Here is a 21,485-nt window from a genome sequence, read left to right on the forward strand (position 1 = left end):
CTGGCTCTGGTCAGATGGCGAGTCGCACGGGTGTTTGCCCGAGCAGGTGTTCAACGGTGCGCAACACCGGGTCGGCTTCGGTGCGCACCAGCCAGTCCGGGCTGACCTCGGCGAACGCCACGGTGCCGTCCTGGGCGATCACTACGACCGTCGGTTGCGGCAATTCCCAGGTGCCAGTGCCGGTGGTTTCGCCGATGCTGTTGCCTTTGGCCAACGAGGCTTTGCGCGAGGCTTGGTCAAAGCTGTAGATAATGCCCAGGCGCCGGCCGAGCTGGTTGTCCGGGTCGCTGGCCACTTGCAGTTCCAGGTTGTGCCGGGTCTTGATCTCGATCAGGCGCTCCGGCACTTGCGGGCTGACCGCCACCAGCGGAACCCCCAACGCGTGCAATTGCGGATAGAGCCGACGCTGGTAATAGGGCAGGGCGATGTTGCAAGCCGGGCAACCGGCGAAGCGGAAGAAGATCAGCACCGCCGGGCCGTTGGCGAGCAACTCGTCGCGGCTCAGGCTGTCACCTTCGACTTTCAATAACGTGAAGGCATCGAGGGAATCGCCGACTTTGACGAAATCGTCGACCCGAGCTTCATTCACCAGGCGTTGACGCTGATCGATATTGACTTGCAGGGCCGCCGGCTCCCAGGTTGCCAGGCGTTCGGCATGCAAGTCTGCGAGCAATTGATTGAGGGATTCGCTCATGCCAGCGCCTCGATTTTCTCGTGAGTTTGAGTGGCCGTGTGACGGTTCGCGGGTACTTCCAAACCCAAGTTATCGCGCAGGGTCGTGCCGCTGTATTCGTCGCGAAACAAGCCGCGCTGCAGCAGCAGGGGCACCACCAGTTCGGTGAAGTACTGCAGGCCGTCGGGTAGCAAAGAATTGATGATGAAACCATCGGCGGCGCCTGCTTCGAACCAGGTCTGAAGGGCATCTGCGACCTGCTCGGGCGTGCCAACGAAGTCCCGTCGTGGCCGAGAAAAGCGCAGGGCGACCTGGCGCAAGGTCAGGCCTTCGTCCTTAGCCAGTTGCTTGATCCGGTCGGACCCACCTTTCTGGCTATTGGAGCCCAGTTCGCCCAACTCGGGGAACGGTGCATCCAATGGGTACTGGCTGAAGTCGTGGTCATTGAACGGCCGGCCGAGGGCGACAATCGCGTCCTCGATGCTCACCAGTTCCACCGCTTGCTGATAGCGGCTTTCCACTTCTGCTTCATCACGACCCACGATCGGACGGATGCCTGGGAGGATCGACAGCTTCTGCGCATCCCGGCCGAAGCCGCTGGCGCGTTGTTTCAGGTCTTGATAGTAGGCGCGGGCTTCGTCGAAGGTCTCGGGGCTGACGAAAATCGCATCGGAGTTTTCGGCAGCGAAATTGCGCCCGGCCTCCGATGTGCCCGCCTGGAAGATCACCGGTTGACCTTGCGATGAACGAGCAATGTTCAGCGGACCTTTGACCGAGAAAAATTCACCCTTGTGCTCCAGCGCATGCAATTTGCCGGGGGTGAAAAACTCACCACTTTGCTTGTCGTAGACGAAGGCGTCGTCTTCCCAGGAATCCCATAAACCCTTGACCACACCGACATGCTCCTTGGCGATGCGGTAGCGCACGGCATGGGGCGGGTGCTCGGCCTTGCCGAAGTTATCGGCGGTGCCACTGAGCCAGGAAGTCACCACGTTCCAGCCGGCGCGACCGCCGCTGATGTGGTCCAGGGACGCAAACTGGCGCGCCACCTGGAACGGTTCGGTGTAGCTGACCGTGACGGTCGCGACCAGGCCGATATGTTTTGTGGTCGCGGCCAGCGCCGAGAGTATGGTCAGCGGCTCGAAGCGATTGAGGTAGTGCGGGCTGGATTTTTCGTGGATGTGCAGGCTGTCGGCGATGAATACGAAGTCGAATTTCGCCTCTTCGGCCAGTTGCGTCTGCTGTTTGTAAAAATCGAAATTTACGCTGGCGTTGGGCTGGGCCTGCGGGTGGCGCCATTCGCCCCAGCCATGGCCGACACCGTGGACCATCGCACCGAGTTTCAGTTGGCGTTGTTTGCTCATGGATCTACTCCTTCAATTAGCGCGATGCCTGACTGAGCGGGGCACGCTGGGCGTTGAAGCTCTTGTCGAAGCCTTGGGAGACGTCGATATGTTTAGTGAGAATTCCTTCTTCCTGATAAATGTCCGCGGTGGTTTGCAGGCCGCTGATCACCGTGTCGTCAATCGCCACCGGTTGCATGTGCGTGCCTCTGGCCACCGCGACATGCACAGCCAACGGCAGGCCGGTGACCGTGGCCTGGGCGGCGGCGTATTCCTCGGGATGGGCGTTGGTCCAGCGGTAGGCGCGATCGACCCGGGCGACGAAATCGTCCAGTTGCTGGCGCTTGCTGGCGATGGCCTGACTGGTGGCGGCCAGGTACAAATGGTTGGTCAGCAACTTGTCGCCGCTGGCCAACACCTTAGCCTGACTTTGTGTGGTGGAAATCGTGGTGTAAGGGTCCCAGGTCGACCAGGCATCGGCGCTGCCGTTATCCAGCAGGATTCGCGATTCGCTGGGCAGCAGGTAGATGAACTGCACGTCGTGAGTGCTCAGGCCGACGCTGCGCAGGGCCTTGATCGCCAGGAAGTGGCCGATGGAGCCTCGGGTGGTGACGATGCGCTTGCCCTTGAGGTCGCTGGCGCTGTTCAGCGGCGAGTCCTTGAGTGCGAGGATGGCGGTGGTGTAGCGACCTTCGGCGTGGATGATGCTGACAACCTTGAGCGGCGCACCGGCGCCGAGGGCGAACACATAAGGCGCATCGCCGAGGGCGCCGATGTCCACCGCGCCCGCATTCAATGCCTCGCCTAATGGCGCGGCGGCGGGAAACTCGGAGAACTGGATTTCGTAGGGCACATCTTTCAGTTCGCCGGAGACTTCCAGCAGCACCTTGATCGTGGACTTTTGATTGGCCACCAACAGCGGTTGCAGGTCGGCCGCGTGAGTCGTCGTGGCAAACGCGAGGGCGCTGGCGATCAATAAGGGCAGGGTGAGTCTCATGACAGCATGCTCCAGGCGGGTCTTGATGATTCGTGTCACCTCCGCCTGGAGAAAGGGGTCGGACTGAATGTCAGGTGTATCAAATGGCGCTGCCCGGCATACGGCGCAGAAGCCTTGAAGGGTCAGATCACAAAAAAGCCGTGCGTGGCGTCGCGGGCCAGTTGGGCCACCAGGCCGAACTCCCAATCCAGATAGGCTTGCAGCGCTTCGCGCGGGTTATCGGTGCCTTCGTATGGGCGGCGATAGCGGTCGATGCGCGGCGAAGCCAGATGACTTTCGCCTTCTTCCAGCGGCTGTTGCGCCGCGATCCAGCTGGCGGTGCCGCCCTTGAGCAGGAACACCGGTTTGCCGGTCAGGGCCTCGACGTCGGCGACGGCCAGCCGTGCCAACTGGCTGCTGCCGCAGGTCAGTACGTAGCGTTGCGCGGGCGGTACGTTATCGAGCGCTTCACACAGTTGCCCGCGCAGTGCCCACCACGCGCCGGGGATATGGCGTTTGACGTAGTTGGCGCTGCTGGTGAAATCGAGCACCACGCTATCGCCGTGGGTCAGCCAGTCGACCAGGGTTTCGACGCTGATTTCTTCGGCTTGCTGCGGTGCAGGAACCGGCGCCTGCCAGGGACATTTTTCGCTGAAATGCGCAGGCTGCAGGTCATCCAGCACATGCACCTCCCAACCCAGTTGCGAGAGCCAGGACGCCGACATGTTGGCGCGCACGCCGTCGTCATCCACCAGCACCAGCCGCGCACCGCGCACGCTGGCGAAATGGTCGGTTTCCTGCACCAGTTGGCCGCCGGGTGTCGAGCGGGCGGTGGGCAGGTGGCCATTTTCAAATTCTTCCGGCGTGCGGACGTCGAACAGGTAGGTGCTGCGCGTCGATTCCTGCTGCCAGCGCTGAAGATCAGCCAGGGTCGCACGGCCTACAAGCGCTTTGTCGGCAACGCGGCGGGCATCCCGGGCGGCGATGTGACGATGTTCCTCGCTGGTCGGGGCGAACCGGCGGGACTGGCCGTGTTGCAGCGTTTGACCGGCCAGGGTCCAGCCTATGGTGCCGTTGCGCAGGGCTGAAACCGGGTTGGCAATCCCTGAGTTGATCAACGATTGAGTGCCGATGATGCTGCGGGTGCGTCCGGCGCAGTTGACGATGATCCGTGTCGCCGGGTCCGGCGCCAGTTCGCGAGCGCGCAACACCAGTTCCGCCCCCGGTACGCTGATGCCGGTGGGAATGCTCATGGTCTGGTATTCGTCGAAACGCCGAGCGTCGAGCACCACCACGTCGGCCTCGTTGTCGAGCAGCGCTTGAACTTCTTCTGCCGCCAGGGATGGTGTGTGACGCTGGCTTTCCACCAGTTCACCGAACGCCTTGCTCGGCACGTTGACGTCGATAAACAGCTCGCCACCGGCACGGTGCCAACCATCGAGGCCTCCTTCCAATAAGCGGACATTGACGTAGCCGAGCCCTCGCAGGCGTTCAGCAGCGACTTGTGCCAGGCCTTCACCGTTGTCGTAGACCGTCACCGGGGTATCGAACCGTGGAATCCGCGAATACACCTCAAGCTCAAGTTTCGACAAGGGAATATTCGCCGCGAACAATGGGTGCGCCTCGGCAAAGGGCGCTTCTTCGCGCACATCAATCAGGGCCAGTTCCTGTTTGTTCAGCAGTGCCTTTCGAATCTCGGCGAAAGAGCGGATCAGTTGGGTGCTCATAAGGCTTGGCTCTCTTTGGACAGATCCCAGATGTTGGGGAGAAAGGCGTTGGAATAACCGGAGATGAACAGTTTTTCGCTGCCGTCGGGCTGATACACCGCGCGGCGCACCGCACCAATATTGGCGCCGTAGACATGGATGCTGATGGAGACTTGATCTTCAAAGGCGTTGCTGACCTGATGAATGTCGCCAATCTTGGGCGACACGGCTTCGACCTGGCCTGGCAGCAATTGAATCCGGTTGCCCTCGGGCAGCAACGTGCCGTCGGTATGGCGTGCAAACCCCTGGGAGTATTCCGCGCCGCGCAACATGCCGATCAGGCCCCAGACCCGATGATCGTGGATCGGCGTGTGTTGCCCAGGCCCCCAGACAAAACTGACGACACTGAAACGTTGCCGTGAATCGGCATGCAACAGAAATTGCTGATAGCGCTCGGGGTCGGGGCGGGCAAAGTCTTCCGGCAGCCAGTCGTCATGGCTGACCAGTTGGCCAAGCAGCTTGCCGCCGCGATGCAGCAAGTCGCCTTCGCGCGGGTTGCTGTCGATCAATTCCGCCAGGGCGCCTATGAATGCTCTGAGTCTCTCCGGGTGTCGGGCCTGGGTCATGGCAATTCCATCGTTCGTTTCGAAAGTTGTTGTGATCATCTAAGCATAATGATCGTTCTTAATATGCTAATTTTTAATGATTAGGTTATAGCTGAAAGGAATTTAGAACCCGATTGAATAGCGTTAGACGTTATCGATAGAGGCGCTGAAGCGCTTCGGGCTATCCAGATTCCAACAATCGAACTATGCTTTTCAGACATCTTATTGACTGTTCTCTATGTGCGGGCCAAATGAAAATTGATGATATCGATGCCTTCGTCGAGGTGATTCGTTGCCAGTCCATCAGCCATGCGGCGGAGTCGTTGCAGCTGACTCAGCCGGCCATTACGCGGCGCGTGCAAAACTTTGAACAGGCGTTGGGCGTGGAGCTGTTCGACCGCAATACCAAACCGCTCAAGCCCACTTTGATCGGAACTCGGGTGTATGAACAGTGCCGTTTGATCCTGCGGGAGATGGATGCGCTGCGCGAACTCGTTGCCACCGACGCGCCGCCCACCGGGCTGCTGCGCCTGGGTGTCCCGCAAACCATCGGTGATGTGGTGCTGCTCGATGCCCTCAAGCATCTGCGCGTCGAATACCCCGAGTTGCGCGCCCAAGTGGCGACGGGGTGGGGCAGTCAATTGGTTGGCAAGATCGAACGCGGTGAGCTGGATGCCGCGGCGGCGTTGTTCCCGGCGGGCAAGATTTTCCCGGACAACATCGTCGGCGAATCCATCGGCAAGATGGAACTGGTGGTGGTCTGCGCCAAGGCGCAAGTGCCCAAGCGTCCGTGCAAACTGGCCGACGTTTACCAGAATGGCTGGATTCTGAACCCCGACGGCTGTGGTTTCCGCGCCGGGTTACAACGCACCTTGTCGGATCAAGGCCTGGCCCTGCGGGTCAACCTGGAAACCTTTGGCACCGAATTGCAGTTGGGTCTGGTGGCCGATGGTCTGGGTCTCGGTCTGGTGCCGCGTCCGTTGCTGGAGCGCAGTGCGCATTTCGAGCAGTTGGCGGTGGTGCCGCTCAAGGATTTCAAACCGGTAATGGACCTGTGGCTGATCTACCCGCACTTTCTCGGTAACCTGCAAGGGCCGGTCGATGCCTTTGGCAAACTGGTCGCCGGTTCGTTGCAGAAGATTAAGAGTGCGGCATGACGGCTGCGTGAAGACATAAAAAAAAATGATAATTAGCTTAGATTAAAATGTGCTTTTTATTATTTTTTGGCTTGCCATAGGCTGACTGGAGATCCTTAAGGCCATCCAGGAAGTTTTGCCATGAGCAGCGTCAGCCCGTTATCCAGCGTCTCGAAAAATGTCCGCCAGCGCGTCACCCCCGAAGAATGGGAAGTGCGAGTCAAACTGGCGGCAGCTTATCGGTTGGCTGCCTTGTTCAAGTGGACCGATCACATCTACACCCATTTTTCCGCGCGGGTGCCAGGGCCGGAGGAACATTTCCTGATCAATGCCTTCGGGTTGTTGTTCGATGAAATCAGCGCCTCCAACCTGGTCAAGGTCGACATCGACGGCACCATCGTCGACGACCCTACCGGCCTGGGCATCAACTACGCCGGCTATGTGATTCACAGCGCCATTCATGGCGCGCGTCCCGACCTGCAAGCCGTCCTGCATACCCACACCCGCGACGGCATCGCTGTCTCGGCGCAGCGCGACGGACTGTTGCCGATCTCTCAACATTCCATCGGTTTTTCCGGGCGAGTCGCCTACCACGGTTACGAAGGCATCGCCCTGGACCTGGACGAGCGCGAACGACTGGTGGCGGACCTTGGGGACAAGAGTGTGCTGATCCTGCGTAACCACGGGTTGCTGACGGCGGGTGTCAGCGTCGAACACGCGTTCCAGCAACTGCACGTCCTGGAACGCGCCTGTAACATTCAGATCGCGGCGCAGGCGGGCGGCAACGCCGAGTTGATCTTCCCGCCAGCCGAGGTGGTGGCCAAGGTCGAGAAACAGGCCGAAGTGTTCAAAAGTGGTGATGGGCCGGGTGTGGCGCGGCACTGGAATGCGCTGATTCGGCAGTTGGAGCGTAGTGATACGGCCTATAAAGAGTGACACGACACACCACAACCCCTGTGGGAGCGGGCTTGCTCGCGAAGGCGGTGTGTCAGTAAACACAATCGCTGAATGACACACCGCCTTCGCGAGCAAGCCCGCTCCCACAGGTTATGCGCCTTAACTGTTAAGGCGCGCGATCCGCGAGTTCTTCAAGCAAGTCTGCCGAAGGCACAAAGAACAAACCGCCCGTCACTGCCGTGCTGAAATCCAGCAAGCGGTCATAGTTGCCCGCCGGCCTGCCGACGAACATGTTCTCGAGCATCAGCTCAATGGGCTCTGGCGAACGGGCATAGCCGATAAAGTAAGTACCGAATTCACCTGCGCCCGGGCGGCCGAACGGCATGTTGTCGCGCAGGATTTTCACTTCCTGGCCGTCCTTGGTGATGGTCGTCAACGCACTGTGAGAGTTGGTCGGCTTGACCGAATCACCGAGCTCGATATCGGACAGTTTCGTTCGTCCGATAATGCGTTCCTGAGCCTCGACGGATAACGCATTCCACGCGGTCATTTTGTGCAGGTACTTCTGCACCAGCACATAGCTGCCGCCAGCGAACGCCGGATCTTCATCGCCGATGAGGGTGAACTCGGCCATGTGCCGATCATCCGGATTCTCCGTGCCGTCGACAAAACCGATGATGCTGCGCATGTCGAAATAACGGAAACCCTGCACCTCATCGACCACCGAAACCGCATCGTCCAAGGCCGAGAGCAACTGTGTGGCCAGCTCAAAACACAGGTCCATCTGATCCGCACGAATGTGCAGCAAGAGGTCACCCGGCGTCGCCACCGCGCGCCGTCCCTCCTCACCGAACTCGCGAAAGGCGTGCAGCGCAGCTGGGCGCGGGCCACCAAACAGGACGTTCCAGGCACTGGAACCAAAACCGCAGACACAGGACAAGTAACCGGTAGGCACGCGTTTACCGACGGAGCGGGTGAGGGCGGCGATGTCGCCGCACCAGCCCCGGACTTTTTCAGCGGCATCGCTGCCGGGCGCCAATGTGGCCACGATGAAAATCGCGCTTTTGGTGATCGGGGCACAGACGGCTTGAGGATCAGGCGTTGGGTTGGTCATAGGTGTGAACGCTTTCATCGATGCGACGTGCAAAGACAGTAGCAGGATAACGGCTGTGAATCAGCCCTCGAGACGCGCAGACAAACGGGAAATGTGGGAGCGGGCTTGCTCGCGAAAACAATGTGTCAGGCAACATTGATATCGACTGACCAGATGCCTTCGCGAGCAAGCCCGCTCCCACAAGGGGAGCGGTCGTGTACGCAAATGTTTTATACGACGACGAACTAGTGTGGGAGCGAGCCTGCTCGCGAAGGCGCCTTGTCAGCCAGTATTGATGTTGAATGTAAAACCGCTTTCGCGAGCAGGCTCGCTCCCACAATGAATCATCGCCGAACACAAATTCTGCACACACACACAGCGGAGCCTGTGCAGGAGCAAAGCTCGCTCGCGAAGGGGGCCTCACATCCAGCATCGAATCAAGCCGTCTCAGGCAACTTTTTCCGCCGCCTGCCGTTCCCGCTCTGCCACCAATTGGCGGGTCAATGGGATCAAACGCTTGCCATAATCGATCGCGTCGTTAAGTGGATCAAAGCCGCGAATCAGGAACGTGGTAATGCCCAGGTCGTAATAGTCGAGCAACGCCTCAGCCACTTGTTCCGGGGTGCCGACCAGCGAGGTCGAGTTACCTTGGGCGCCCAGCAGGCCGGCGATTCCGGTCCACAGTCGCTTGTCCAGTCGTGAGCCTTGGGCGGCGGCCGCCAATAGACGCCGAGAACCCTCGTTCGGTGGTTCGCGGCGGACAAATCCATTCTGTTCCGCCAGCGCCGTGGCCTGTTGCAGAATGCGCTCGGCTCGTTCCCAGGCTTGTGCTTCGGTGTCCGCCAGAATCGGCCGCAATGACAGGCTGAAGCGAATGCTGCGCCCATGCTTGGCCGCTTCGGCGCGCACCTGATTGACCACTTCACGCACCTGTTCATAGGTTTCACCCCACAGCGCATAAACGTCCGCATGCTTGCCCGCCACCGCAATGGCCGCTGCTGACGAGCCGCCGAAATACAGTGGAATATGCGATTGCTGCGGTGATTTCACCGACGAGTACGCGCCATCGACCTGGTAGTACTTGCCGTTATAGTCGAAGGGCTTTTCACTGGTCCACTCCTGGCGCAGCACGTCGAGGTATTCATCGGTGCGGGCATAACGCTCGTCCTTGCCGATGTAGCTGCCATCGGCCCGCAGTTCGCGGTCGTCGCCACCGGTGATGATGTGCACGGCAGTGCGCCCGCCATTGAACACATCGAGGGTGGTGAACTGGCGCGCAGCCAACGTTGGCGCGGCGAAACCGGGCGATGGGCAATCAGGAACTTCAGCTTTTTCGTCACGCTGGCGGCATGGGAGGCGATCAACGTGCTGTCCGGGCTGTTGGAGTGGAACGCCACCAGGGCGCGGTCGAAACCGGCCTCGTCATGGGCGCGGGCGACGGTCTCTACATACTCGGGTTGCAAGACCGGGCCGCTGCGCGGGTGGATTTCCGAGGAATGGTGGCCGCCGATGTAGCCGATAAATTCGATGCTCATGCAGAGTTCCTTGTCATTGGATAGGCGAGATTCAAGCCTCCACCTGGCAGGGGGTCGGTCCGTGGTGTCGAAAGTAGGCGTAACGGGGCAGGGCTGTGAAATGCCGTTTTGTTCTAAGTTAATTATTAATTAAATGAATCATAATAAATTGCAGATATCAGAAATGCGCATTTTAGTCCACGCCATGGATTCAGGCAGCGGAGAACGCTGGCTGCAGACTTTAATTATGCAAATAATTTATCTGGATTGTTCTCTATCTGAGTTTTAATCATATTAGGTTATTCCCAAAAAGAATTTCACTGAGGTTTTTTATGCGAATAGCATGAATCCGAAGCCATGTTCTTGATGAGGAAGGTAGCCTGATGACCGAAAAGACCTTTGATGCACAGAGCGCCAGCAGCTCGTTTTCAGTCAATAAGGCGGTTGATAGCCAAAGTGCGTCGAGGCTGCTCCCCAATTGGCTGAGAAACTGGCGAACCCCCGAGGTCTTCCTGCGCCTGCTCAGCCCGATCGCGTTGCTGCTGTTGTGGGAGCTGGCGTCGCAGTTCGGCTTGATCCCGCAACGGATCATCGCCGCTCCGTCGCAAATCGGCGGCACGCTCTGGGCGATGATCATCTCCGGGGAGCTGGGCAAGCATTTGCTGGTATCCCTGCAACGCGCGTTGTTGGGCTTGAGCATCGGGGTCAGCGTCGGCGTCGTCGCGGCGCTGATCACCGGTCTGTCGAAGCGCGGCGAGGTGATCCTCGATTCGCCGATGCAGATGCTGCGCACCATTCCTTCGCTGGCGTTGGTGCCACTGTTCATTCTCTGGTTCGGCATCGGCGAGTTCACCAAGATCGCGCTGATCGTCACCGGCACCACTTTCCCGGTGTACCTGAACCTGTTCTCCGGCATTCGCAACATCGACCCCAAACTGATCGAGGCCGCCAACACCTTGGGCCTGAATCGTCGCGAGCTGATCTGGCACGTCATCCTGCCGGGCTCCTTGCCTTCGTTCTTTGTCGGCTTGCGCTATTCCCTGGGGATTTCCTGGCTGGCCCTGGTGTTCGTCGAGCAGATCAACACCACCGCCGGCATTGGCTTTCTGGCCAGTGATGCGCGGGACTTCATGCGCACTGACGTGATCGTCATCTGCCTGCTGATTTACAGCGTCCTCGGTTTGTTGATCGACGGACTGATCCGCACGCTGGAGCGTTTCGCCCTGGCTTGGCGCCCATCTTTTGTGAGGAACTGACATGTCGACTATCGCGGCAAAAAACCTGCAATCAGACGCTCCGGTACAACTGCGCAACGTGGTGCGTCAGTTCGGTCAGCAACGGGTTATTGATGGCCTGGACCTGGACATCGCCCCAGGCGAGTTCGTCGCGCTGCTGGGGGCCAGCGGTTCCGGAAAAACCACGCTGCTGCGCAGCCTGGCCGGGCTCGACAGCATCGACAGTGGCCAGTTGTTGGTGCCCAAGGCCCGGGCGGCGGTGTTTCAGGAACCACGCCTGATGCCCTGGAAACGCGCCTGGAAAAACGTGATTCTCGGCCTGCGCGTCCCGGACGCCAAGGCCCGTGCGGTGCAGGCCCTGACCGAAGTCGGGTTGGCCCACAGACTGGAAGCCTACCCGGCGACACTCTCCGGCGGTGAAGCGCAACGGGTCGCACTGGCCCGAGGCTTGGTGCGCGAGCCGAAGCTGTTGCTGCTCGACGAGCCGTTTGCCGCCCTCGATGCCCTGACCCGGATCAAGATGCATCGGCTCATCATCGAATTGTGGCGTAAACATACCCCGGCGGTGCTGCTGGTGACCCACGATGTCGACGAAGCAATCCTGTTGGCCGACCGGGTGATTGTGCTGGCCAACGGCAAGATTGCCGAGCAACTGACCATCGATTTGCCACGCGCTCGCGACACCGGACAGGAAGGTTTTCAGGCCATTCGTGCGCGGCTGTTGAGCCTGTTGGGCGTTGAGGTGGAAACTGCTGCGGTGGCGGAGCGTCAGGCAGTCACCCGCACGGTTCGGCGGTTTGCCCATGGTTAATCGACGTGTGTTGATCTCGGCGATGGCGTTGCTGTCAGGTGCCGCGTTGTTGCTCAGCGGCTGCGGTGACGCCGTCGAGCCAAAAGCCCAGTCGGACCTGTCCAGCGTCACGCTGATCCTCGGCGATCAAGCCAAGGGTTTACGCACGGTGGTCGAGGCCGCCAACGCGCTGGAGGGCATTCCCTACAAGGTTCAGTGGGCGAATTTCCAGGGCGCCGCGCCGTTGTTCGAAGCCTTGCGCGCCGGGGCTGTCGATCTGGGGCCTGCCGGTGATACCCCGGTGCTGGCGGCGGCAACCGGTGGCACGCCGTTGCGCATCGTCGCGGTACGGCGCAGCCAGTCGCGAGGGATCGCGATCCTGGTTCCGGCGGACTCACCCATTCACCGCGTCGCCGATTTGAAAGGTCGCAACGTGGTGGTGTCGTCGGCACGCGGCAGCATTTCCCAATACTTGTTGATTCGTGCGTTGGCCAACGCCGGGGTTGACGAGAAAGACGTCAACGTCGGTTTTGTCCTGCCCACCGATGCGTTGGCGGCATTCAATGCCGGCAAGATCGACGCCTGGGCCACGTTCGGGATCTATCAGGCATTTGCCGAGCAGCAGGGCGCGCGGGTGCTGATCAGCGGCGAAGGCATCAACACCGGGCTGACGTTCATTACGGCGTCCGATGAAGTGCTCACCGACCCGCTCAAACGCAAGGCCCTCCGCGACGTGTTGCAGCGTTTCGCCAAGGCTTTTGAATGGGCACGGCAAAACCCCGACGAGTATGCGCGGGTGTTCGCCAAAGCCAACGACGTTTCGCTTGAAGTCTCGCAGCGGCTGCGCAGTTGGGGCGATGAGTCGCTGTTGCCGGTCGAGCCGCGGGATGTCCAGGCCTTGCAGCAAGTCGATGATTTGTTCGTCGAGAAGAAGATCTTTCCCCACCGCGTCGACGTGGAGAAATTCACGGATGCGCAGGTGTTTTCCAACGAGTCGCTGGCCCTGAGTCGATCTACTTCAACCCGGTAAATCCATACCGATTCATCTCACCCGACGCAACGCTCCTGTCCCTGCGACAGGGGCGTTTTCGTGCTTGCGAAACTTCAAGATCCCCGCTCGAAGCGAACCTAAGCTAATGCAAAAAAGATATTTGTTACCGGTTTTTAAGATCGTTTAGCTTGGAGCCATCGCCACACAAACACCGTTTCACATGGGAGTGAACCATGCCGCAGCCACTGGATATCAGCGCCTTACCGAGCCTTGATCTGTCATTGCTCGATGGCACCCCGGCACAACGCCAGGGCTTTCTTGACGACCTGCGCCACGCCGCTCGGGACGTGGGTTTTTCTACCTGAGCGGCCATGGCATCGACCGCGATTTACTGAAACAGGTGCAGGACCACGCCCGCCAATTCTTTGCCCTGCCGGACAGCGAGAAAGCGGCGGTCGGCATGATCAACTCGCCACACTTTCGCGGCTACAACCGCGCCGCTTCGGAGATCACTCGCGGCAAGCCGGACTTGCGCGAACAGTTCGACCTGGGCGCCGAGCGCGAGGTGTTGGCGCAGGATGAAAACAGCCCGTACTGGGCGCGTCTGCAAGGCCCCAATCAATGGCCGGCGACGCTACCGGCGCTCAAGCCGTTGCTGCTGGATTGGCAGCAAGCCATGACCCGCATGTCACTGCGCCTGCTGCGCGCTTTCGCCCAAGCGCTGTCATTACCTCAAGAGGCTTTCGATCAGTTGTACGGCGACAAGCCCAATGAGCACATCAAGTTGATGCGCTATCCGGGGCAGGCCGCAGACGCCAGCCACCAAGGTGTCGGCGCGCACAAGGATTCGGGTTTCCTGAGTTTCCTGCTGCAAGACCAGCAGGCCGGTCTGCAAGTCGAAATCGAGGAGGGGCGCTGGATCGATGCGCGGCCTCGGGACAACACGCTGGTGGTGAACATCGGCGAATTGCTGGAGTTGGCCACCAACGGTTACTTGCGCGCCACAGTGCACCGGGTGCTGTCGCCGGCCAAGGGCAACGAGCGTTTGTCGATTGCGTTCTTCCTCGGCGCGCAACTCGATGCCGTCGTGCCGCTGTATCCGTTGCCCACGGCGCTGCTGCGTGAAGCGCGAGGCCCGGCCAGTGACCCGGACAATCCGTTGTTTCGTGATGTGGGCTGGAACTACCTAAAGGGCCGGCTGCGTTCTCATCCCGATGTTGCCCAGCGTTTTTACGCCGATGCACTGATCCCCAAAGCACTGACTGCCTAACCTCATCAAGGACTAAGAATATGTTCAAGAAAACAGGATTGACCCTGGCTGTGCTGGGCGCTTTGGTGACGTCTTTCAGTGCCCTGGCCGTTGAGCCGCTGCGCGTGGCAGCGGACCCGGTGCCCCACGCGCAGATTCTGGCGTACGTGCAAAAAATCGACCCGCAACTGAACCTCAAGATCATCGAGATCCCCAACGGCGTGAACTCCAATGAGTTGCTGGTGCATGGCGACGTCGATGCCAATTACTTCCAGCACCTGCCGTACCTGAAGTCACAGGAACAGGCCCTTGGGGAAAAACTCGCGGTGGCGGCGACGGTGCATATCGAACCGCTGGGGATCTACTCCCATCGGCACAAGACCTTCGCCCAGGTACCGGTGAAAGGCACGGTGGCCGTCCCCAACAACGTCACCAATCTGAGTCGCGCGCTGTACCTGTTGCAGGACAACGGCTTGATCAAACTCAAGGCCGGCTTCAACGACCCGGCCACCGATCAGGCGACACCGAAGGACATCGCCGAGAACCCGAAACAGCTGAAGATCCTCGAAATCGAATCACCGCAAATTCCCCGCGCGCTCGATGATGTGGACCTTGCGGTGATCAATGGCAACTACGCATTGGAAGCCGGTCTGGTCCCGGCCAAGGATGCACTCGGGCTGGAAAAAGCCGAGCACAACCCCTACGCCAATATCCTGGTGACCACGCCCAAATTGCAGGACGACCCACGGATCAAGCAACTGGCCAAAGACCTGACATCGCCTGAAGTGGCCAAGTTCATCACCGACAACTTTTCCGGTTCAGTGATTCCGGTGAGCCCGGTGACCGTGGCGGCCACTACGCCATGATCGTCGTCGAGCGGTTGAGCAAAACCTACGCGCCAGGGCAGGCACCTGCCCTGGATCAGGTGTCCCTGAGCATTCCCGACGGTGCGATCTACGGGATTCTGGGGCGCAGCGGTGCGGGTAAATCGACGCTGCTACGGTGCCTCAATCTGCTCGAACGGCCCAGTGCCGGACGCATTCTGCTGGACGGCGAGGACCTGACTGTGTTGTCCGACATCGAACTGCGCCGACAACGGCAGCGCATCGGCATGATCTTCCAGGGCTTCAACCTGCTGCATTCGCGCAACGTCTTTGACAACATCGCCGTGCCGCTGGAAATCGCCCGCGTCAGCAAAGTGCAGCGTCATGCGCGGGTCAAAGAACTGCTGGACCTGGTGGGCCTGAGTGATAAGGCCCAGGCGTTTCCTTCACAACTGTCCGGCGGGCAAAAACAACGGGTGGGTATCGCCCGGGCGTTGGCGGCGCGACCGGCGTATCTGCTGTCGGACGAAGCCACCAGCGCCCTTGACCCGCAAACCACTGCCTCGATTCTTGAACTGCTGCGCGACATCAATCGCCAGTTGGGACTGACCATTGTGTTGATCACCCATGAGCTGGAGGTGGTCAAGTCGATTTGTGATCACGCCGCTTCACTGGCTCACGGCCGATTGGTCGAGGCCGGGCCGATTGCACAGCTGTTGGCTAACCCCGATTCCAGCCTTGGCCGTTCACTGCTGCCGGGTTACAGCACGCCGTTGGGCAACGATGCCCTGGACTTAAGTTTTTTCGACAACCTTTTGGCCACTCCGGTACTCAATGAACTCAAGCAACAAGGCGTGGAATTGAAGCTGCTGGCCAGTGGCGTCGAGTCCATCGGCGGGCGGCAGGTCGGACGTTTACGCGTGGCATTCCGGCATCCTGGCGATGAGCGGAAATTGAATCAGGTCGTAGCTTTTCTCAAACAACGCGGCGTCAGGGTGGAGCGCTCATGAACCGTGTGATCGACTGGAACGAGATCTTCCAACTGGTGCTCACGGCCACCGGTGAAACCTTGTACATGGTCGTGTTGGCGGGGTTCTTTACCTTGCTGATCGGCTTGCCCCTGGGGGTGTTGCTGTTCGTCAGTCGTAGCGATGGTCTGTTCCCAATGTCCCGGCTCAACAAAGGCCTGGGTGGTCTGGTCAACCTTGGCCGCTCGCTGCCGTTTGTGGTGATGCTGATTGCCTTGATCCCGCTGACCCGGCTGGTGGTCGGTACGACCCTGGGCAGCACCGCAGCGGTGGTGCCAATCACCATCGGCGCCTTTCCGTTCTTCGCCCGTATCGTCGAAAACGCCCTGGACGAAGTCGACAAGGGCCGCATCGAAGCGATCCTCGCCATGGGCGGTGATGTCTGGCATGTGATTTTCAAAGTCCTGCTGCCTGAAGCTCTGCCCGCATTGTTGGCAGGCATCACCTTGACCCTGGTGATGCTGATCGGCTTTTCCTCCATGGCCGGAGTCATCGGTGGTGGCGGCCTGGGCGACTTGGCGATTCGCTACGGCTACCAGCGCTTCAACAATCAGGTGATGGTCGCCACGGTGCTGGTGCTGGTGATTCTGGTCCAGAGCGTGCAAAGCCTCGGTGATCGGCTGGTGCGCTCCTTGGCTCACCGACGTTGAGGCGCCTTTCTTATAACCAGAAAATATTTTCTATTCGATATAACTATTGGAATGTTTATAAGGGGTTGCTTTTAATCCTCGCTTCAACCCTTTGTGTGCGCTGGCTTTTTTAGCCGCCATCCTGTTCCGGAATCCTTTATGAGTGCGCCTGTTGCCGTGGCACCCGAGCCGCTGATTCGTGTGCGTGAGCTGAGCAAAACCTTTGGCGCCAGCCGCGCGCTGGATCGGGTCAGCCTGGAGATTTACCCCGCCGAAGTGGTGGCGCTGCTGGGGGCCAACGGTGCGGGAAAATCGACCCTGGTGAAGATCCTCGCCGGCAGTCAATCCGCCGATACCGGTGAACTCTGGGTCGACGGCCAGCCCCGGCATTTCACCTCGCCACTGTCGGCGCGCCGGGTCGGGATTGTCGCGGTGCACCAGCAGGTCAACGACGGCATCGCACCCGGATTGAGCGTGGCGGAAAACCTCTTGCTCGATGAACTTTGTCAGCCCGGCACGGACTTCTGGCTCAACCGCAAGCGGCTGTTCGAACGTGCTGCAAGCATCGCGGCCGGCCTCGGCCTGGAGCTACCGCTGGAGCAACCGATCGAACGCCTCGGTCAGGCCGAACGGCAACTGGTGGTGTTGGCCCGGCGTTTGCCTTGCAACCGCGCCTGCTGATTCTCGATGAACCCACGGCGGCCTTGTCGGACGTCGAGGCCCAGCGTCTGTTCGGCTTGATCGATACCTTGCGCAGTCGCGGGGTGGCGATTTTGTACATTTCCCATCGGTTGTCCGACCCGCAGCGAGTCGCCGACCGCGCCATTGTCCTGCGCGATGGCCAACTGGCCGGCGAGTTCAGCGCCCGACAGTTGCCCTAAGCTGTCGAGGCCATGCTCGGTCAGGCGCTGGATACGCATGTCTATGAACCGCGCACTGCGGGGCGGGAAGTCCTGACCCTGCGTTCAGCGAAAATCATGCCGCATAAAAAGGCCTTCGATCTGACTCTGCATGAAGGCGAAGTGGTGGTCCTGACCGGGTTACTCGGGGCCGGAAAAACCGAGATCGCCAAGGTGCTGTTCGGCCTGCGCGAACCGGCGGCCGGCACCCTGCAACTGGACGCCGTTGACTGGCGACCCGGTTCGCCACGCCAGGCGATCCAAAACGGGGTGTTCTTTGCCGCCGAGGATCGAGCGAGCCAGTCATTGATTGCCGACTTTTCCCTGCGTCGCACCTTGACCTTGCCGTTCCTCGAGCGCTTCAGCCGTGGCGGTTTCATCCGCAACCGGGCCGAGGCCGCAGCGGTCGAGGCACAGGTCGTGGCATTGGGGATCAAGACTGCCGGGATCGACGTGCCGATGAGTGCGTTGTCCGGCGGCAACCAGCAGAAGGTCGTGCTCGGCCGCTGGTTGCTGGGGGAGGGGCGGGTGTTGATTCTCGATGAACCGTTTCAGGGCGTCGACGTACGCGCCCGTCGCGAAATCGGCCAATTGCTGCGCGGCAGTGCCGGCGGTCGCGCAACGCTGGTGATCTGCGCCGATGTCGACGAAACCCTGGAAATCGCCGACTTCCGTCAACGACCCGATTGCCCGCGCCTTCGGAGCCCAGAAGCTCGACCCGGAAACTTCGAACAACTTCAGCCTCGGCCTGACCGCGCAACTGAGTGAACGCTTTGATGCGTCCCTCGACGTGTTCCGCATCGACGTCAAGGATCGGGTAACCCTGTCCCAGCGCATTGGCAGCGATGCCCTGGAGCAGTACATCAACGACAACTTCGGTGTGGCCGGCGTGCATGACGTGAACTTCTTCACCAACGCCGCCGACACCCGCACCGACGGCGCCGAGCTGGTGCTCAACTACCACCAGCCGTTGTACGAAGGGCTGCTGGGGTTGACCACCGCCTACACCTACAACCACACCAAAGTCACCAGTACCAAAGGCACGCCGTCGCAGCTCACCGCGCTGGGCATTGGCAACGACGCGCTGGTGGGCGTGGAGGAACGCAACACCCTGACCGACGAGGCGCCCAAGGACCGCTTCATGATTTCGGCAAATTCGGCCAGCCAGCACTGGGGCCTGCTCGGGCGCCTGACGCGGCAGGGCGAGACCACGCGGGTGTTTGATTTCGGCGATTCGCAACCAGAGCAAACCTACGGCGCGGTCTGGCAACTGGATGCCGAGGTGCAGTACAAATTCACCCCCAAGTTCGACATAGCCGTAGGCGGCAACAACCTGACCGACAACTACCCGGAGCGCTCCAAGTCGGAAATCAACTACGGCGGCAACCTGCCGTATGACGTGCTGTCACCGATAGGCACCAACGGCGCCTATTACTACACTCGCGTCACTTATGGTTTCTAAACGAGGCCGCCAACCTGTACGGGTGGCGTTTCATTGGTTGTCTAGAACGATACCTCGGCCGGTTGCGACAGCCGCAGTACCGACAGATCCCCGGTACGCCATTGGCCGTAGGCGTCCAGCACGCTGAAGCCGTCAGGAAAGCGCGGCGTGACTTCCTGATCGAGAAACTCGCGCCAGCGCGCGGGGCTGATCACACCTTCCTTGCCTTCCAGTGGTCCCACCGAGAAATACAGCTCGGTGCGCAGCCATTGCGCCTGCGCCGGACGCGAGGCGTCGCCTTGCAGGGTCGAACTGGCGGGATCTTTTGTATGAACGGAGACGGGAGGCGGGGTGACACAACCGGCCACCGCCAGGAACCGCGCGGCCAGTGAAAGGCGTTGAGGCATGGCATGTCCTTATTTAGTGAGTTGGAGAGCGTTGCCATTATAGAGGCGGCGCTTAATAGCTAGAAAAGATTAAAAAGTTGTCCTGGAGCTCACGTGAGGAATAAGCGGGCGGATGAAAAAAGTTGCGGCTGTTTAGAACGATTATTTCTTTCGGTTATTTATATAGCTGTCGGTCGAATATCCATAGCCGATAAAACGGCGTCATTGTTTTTAAACTATCTGTCATTACAGTCATCAGGCTGCTACAGCAGTCGTAACTGTCCTGAATACAACACTAAGCAGGCTCTGGCACCCATTTTTGCTGCTGGATCAACCTCTTGTCGACCCTGCGCCAATCCTTAGAATCCACTCCATCAGCTTCGTCCTACTCTTCAAACATTCAGGGAACACCACCATGATGAACGCCATGCAGATGCAAATGCCGATGAACGCCAACATGCCGATGATGCCGATGATGGGCATGCCGATGATGATGGCGACCATGAGCTGCGAAATGATGGACGACGGCATGATGTGCAAAATGATGCCGGCCGCAGGCATGGACATGGCCATGTTCAAGAACAGCGCTGAAATGATGCAGATGATGATGAACTGCGGCATGCCGATGATGATGCATTGCGGCAACATGAGCATGATGTGCATGTCCCAGGCGGCCATGACCATGCCGATGATGAACATGATGATGCCAATGCCGATGATGGGCATGCCGATGCCATCGATGAAGTGCGTGATGGAATGCACCATGATGGCGGACGGTATGATGTGCAAAATCATGCCGATGGCCGGCATGAACATGGACATGATGAAAAACTGCTGCACCCTGATGATGAAGATGATGAACGATTGCAGCATGCCGATGATGATGAGCTGCAACGGCATGCCGTTGATGTGCTGCACTTGCTGATCCATCGCCATTAAAAAAGCCCGGCTAATGCAAATTATTAGTCGGGCTTTTTAATGCGCTTTTGCTTGTGCTTTTCGTAGGAGCCAGGCTTGCCGGCGAAGGCGTACTTGAGAACGCCTTCGCTGGCAAGCCTGGCTCCTACAGTTTCAGTATTTGTCAGTCCAGGCGTTCGGGGTAGGTGACTACCAGATAGGCGACGGCTTCACTGTCGGCCGGGTTGCGGTAGCGGTGAGGCTGGTCGGCGTAGAACAAGATCGAGTCACCGGTCGAGAGCAGGTAGCGTTCATCATTGACGCTGATCTCCAGCACGCCCTGGGACACCACCAGGTTTTCCTGAACACCCGGGCCATGACCCTCGGAAACGTCTTCACCCAACGGACTCAAGCGCAGTTCATAAAACTCCGATTGCCGGGCCACGTCGAACGGAAACAGCGCCCGGCTGACAAAAGCTCCGCTGGCACTGACCAGGCGTTTGCTCTGGCTCGCCGACAACACTGCCACCCCTTCAAAGGCCCGATGCTCAAGAAACGCGGCCACCGACACCTTCAAGCCCTTGGCGATTTTGCACAGCACCTTGATCGACGGCACGCTGCGCCCGGATTCGATCTGTGCCAGCATCGCCCGGCTCACACCGCACTGGCGGGCGAGGGCATCGAGAGACAAATGCCGCTTGCCGCGCAGGCGTTGCAGGTTCTGCGCGACCCGATCACAGGTCGGGTCTTCTTCCAGTGATTCCGGGTTATTCAAATCCAGAACAGGCTCGTCGGCGCTCGCCAGAAAGCGCGAGGGTTGCTGCACGTTCACGCGTGACGCGTCTCGGTAGCCCTGGCCGCTTGCACCCATTGAAAGGCCTGCAAACCGGCATTGCATGCGTACATTTCCCACATGGCCCGTGCCCGTTGCTGAGCCTGTTTGCGTTTGCGGTAGCTGGCGAAGTCGATGAGGTTGTCAGTCGGATTCATAGGGCACTTCACTGTGGTGATGAATGACGGGATGAGCTGACAATACGTGGATATTTTTATAACTATAAATAATTATTTTTTATTTATTAATTCTTTTTTGTTCTTAAAATCCCTGCCACGAGGCGCAAGTGCTGGTGGGGCAACACGGATTCGGCAGGCTGAACCCAATCCCCTGTAGGAGCA

At 59.6% G+C, this 21,485-nt stretch carries 18 protein-coding genes and 4 pseudogenes; 12 read left to right on the forward strand and 10 right to left on the reverse strand.

Annotated elements, in window-relative coordinates; all coding sequences use genetic code 11:
- Positions 1–10: 10 nt before the first annotated feature.
- The 5 genes from JFV26_RS26010 to JFV26_RS26030 form a co-directional block, all read right to left on the reverse strand.
- Entirely contained in the window at positions 11–694 is a 684-nt protein-coding gene (locus tag JFV26_RS26010; RefSeq protein ID WP_201196386.1) for a peroxiredoxin-like family protein, read from the reverse strand.
- Positions 691–2,037: an LLM class flavin-dependent oxidoreductase gene (locus tag JFV26_RS26015; protein WP_201196387.1), complete on the reverse strand. Its 1,347-nt coding sequence runs from the start codon at positions 2,035–2,037 to the stop codon at positions 691–693. Before JFV26_RS26015 ends, JFV26_RS26010 begins: the two co-directional genes overlap by 4 nt.
- Positions 2,038–2,053: 16 nt before the next feature.
- Positions 2,054–3,013 (reverse strand): ABC transporter substrate-binding protein, encoded by a 960-nt coding sequence (locus JFV26_RS26020; RefSeq protein ID WP_201196388.1) that lies wholly within the window; start codon positions 3,011–3,013, stop codon positions 2,054–2,056.
- A gap of 122 nt (positions 3,014–3,135) precedes the next feature.
- On the reverse strand, positions 3,136–4,719 hold the full coding sequence (locus tag JFV26_RS26025) for a rhodanese homology domain-containing protein (RefSeq protein ID WP_201196389.1): 1,584 nt from the start codon (positions 4,717–4,719) through the stop codon (positions 3,136–3,138).
- Positions 4,716–5,324, reverse strand: coding sequence for a cysteine dioxygenase family protein (locus tag JFV26_RS26030; RefSeq protein ID WP_201196391.1), 609 nt, complete (start codon positions 5,322–5,324; stop codon positions 4,716–4,718). Before JFV26_RS26030 ends, JFV26_RS26025 begins: the two co-directional genes overlap by 4 nt.
- Before the next feature lie 230 nt (positions 5,325–5,554).
- Between JFV26_RS26030 and JFV26_RS26035 the strand changes: the two genes are divergently transcribed.
- Positions 5,555–6,460 (forward strand): LysR family transcriptional regulator, encoded by a 906-nt coding sequence (locus tag JFV26_RS26035; RefSeq protein ID WP_201196392.1) that lies wholly within the window; start codon positions 5,555–5,557, stop codon positions 6,458–6,460.
- Between the two features lie 120 nt (positions 6,461–6,580).
- On the forward strand, positions 6,581–7,375 hold the full coding sequence (locus JFV26_RS26040; RefSeq protein WP_201196393.1) for a class II aldolase/adducin family protein: 795 nt from the start codon (positions 6,581–6,583) through the stop codon (positions 7,373–7,375).
- Positions 7,376–7,502: 127 nt separating this feature from the next.
- On the opposite strand, the gene JFV26_RS26045 is transcribed toward JFV26_RS26040, so the two are convergent.
- Both JFV26_RS26045 and JFV26_RS26050 read right to left on the reverse strand, forming a co-directional pair.
- On the reverse strand, positions 7,503–8,450 hold the full coding sequence (locus JFV26_RS26045) for a Dyp-type peroxidase (protein WP_201196394.1): 948 nt from the start codon (positions 8,448–8,450) through the stop codon (positions 7,503–7,505).
- 426 nt (positions 8,451–8,876) lie between these two features.
- A pseudogene (locus tag JFV26_RS26050) lies at positions 8,877–9,964 on the reverse strand (LLM class flavin-dependent oxidoreductase).
- Positions 9,965–10,326: 362 nt separating this feature from the next.
- On the opposite strand from JFV26_RS26050, the gene JFV26_RS26055 reads away from it, so the two are divergent.
- From JFV26_RS26055 to JFV26_RS26100, 9 genes and pseudogenes are all read left to right on the forward strand, one after another.
- The gene (locus JFV26_RS26055) at positions 10,327–11,199 is read left to right on the forward strand and encodes an ABC transporter permease (RefSeq protein WP_201196395.1); all 873 of its coding nucleotides are present in this window, start codon (positions 10,327–10,329) and stop codon (positions 11,197–11,199) included.
- Between the two features lies 1 nt (position 11,200).
- The gene (locus JFV26_RS26060) at positions 11,201–11,989 is read left to right on the forward strand and encodes an ABC transporter ATP-binding protein (RefSeq protein ID WP_201196396.1); all 789 of its coding nucleotides are present in this window, start codon (positions 11,201–11,203) and stop codon (positions 11,987–11,989) included.
- Positions 11,982–12,998: an ABC transporter substrate-binding protein gene (locus JFV26_RS26065; RefSeq protein ID WP_201196397.1), complete on the forward strand. Its 1,017-nt coding sequence runs from the start codon at positions 11,982–11,984 to the stop codon at positions 12,996–12,998. Before JFV26_RS26060 ends, JFV26_RS26065 begins: the two co-directional genes overlap by 8 nt.
- A gap of 194 nt (positions 12,999–13,192) precedes the next feature.
- Positions 13,193–14,229: pseudogene (locus JFV26_RS26070) on the forward strand (isopenicillin N synthase family dioxygenase).
- Between the two features lie 20 nt (positions 14,230–14,249).
- A complete protein-coding gene (locus tag JFV26_RS26075; RefSeq protein ID WP_201196398.1) occupies positions 14,250–15,074 on the forward strand; it encodes a MetQ/NlpA family ABC transporter substrate-binding protein in 825 nt (274 codons plus the stop codon).
- Positions 15,071–16,042, forward strand: coding sequence for a methionine ABC transporter ATP-binding protein (locus tag JFV26_RS26080; RefSeq protein ID WP_201196399.1), 972 nt, complete (start codon positions 15,071–15,073; stop codon positions 16,040–16,042). The genes JFV26_RS26075 and JFV26_RS26080 overlap by 4 nt, the downstream gene beginning before the upstream one ends.
- A complete protein-coding gene (locus JFV26_RS26085) occupies positions 16,039–16,710 on the forward strand; it encodes a methionine ABC transporter permease (RefSeq protein ID WP_201196401.1) in 672 nt (223 codons plus the stop codon). The genes JFV26_RS26080 and JFV26_RS26085 overlap by 4 nt, the downstream gene beginning before the upstream one ends.
- Before the next feature lie 138 nt (positions 16,711–16,848).
- Positions 16,849–18,257 (forward strand): annotated as a pseudogene (locus tag JFV26_RS33795) (sugar ABC transporter ATP-binding protein); the annotation flags it as partial.
- Position 18,258: 1 nt separating this feature from the next.
- Positions 18,259–19,050 (forward strand): annotated as a pseudogene (locus JFV26_RS26100) (TonB-dependent receptor domain-containing protein); the annotation flags it as partial.
- A gap of 41 nt (positions 19,051–19,091) precedes the next feature.
- Here the strand turns inward: JFV26_RS26100 and JFV26_RS26105 are convergent.
- Positions 19,092–19,436 (reverse strand): DUF3574 domain-containing protein, encoded by a 345-nt coding sequence (locus tag JFV26_RS26105; RefSeq protein WP_201196403.1) that lies wholly within the window; start codon positions 19,434–19,436, stop codon positions 19,092–19,094.
- Positions 19,437–19,830: 394 nt separating this feature from the next.
- Between JFV26_RS26105 and JFV26_RS26110 the strand changes: the two genes are divergently transcribed.
- Positions 19,831–20,340, forward strand: coding sequence for a hypothetical protein (locus tag JFV26_RS26110; protein ID WP_201196404.1), 510 nt, complete (start codon positions 19,831–19,833; stop codon positions 20,338–20,340).
- A gap of 156 nt (positions 20,341–20,496) precedes the next feature.
- On the opposite strand, the gene JFV26_RS26115 is transcribed toward JFV26_RS26110, so the two are convergent.
- Both JFV26_RS26115 and JFV26_RS26120 read right to left on the reverse strand, forming a co-directional pair.
- Positions 20,497–21,144 carry a helix-turn-helix domain-containing protein gene (locus tag JFV26_RS26115; protein ID WP_342215481.1) on the reverse strand — a complete coding sequence of 216 codons (648 nt, stop codon included), beginning with the start codon at positions 21,142–21,144 and terminating at the stop codon, positions 20,497–20,499.
- On the reverse strand, positions 21,141–21,302 hold the full coding sequence (locus JFV26_RS26120) for a hypothetical protein (RefSeq protein ID WP_201196405.1): 162 nt from the start codon (positions 21,300–21,302) through the stop codon (positions 21,141–21,143). The genes JFV26_RS26115 and JFV26_RS26120 overlap by 4 nt, the downstream gene beginning before the upstream one ends.
- Positions 21,303–21,485: the final 183 nt, after the last annotated feature.

The sequence above is a fragment of the Pseudomonas sp. TH31 genome, from assembly GCF_016650815.1.
Classification (GTDB): Bacteria; Pseudomonadota; Gammaproteobacteria; order Pseudomonadales; family Pseudomonadaceae; genus Aquipseudomonas.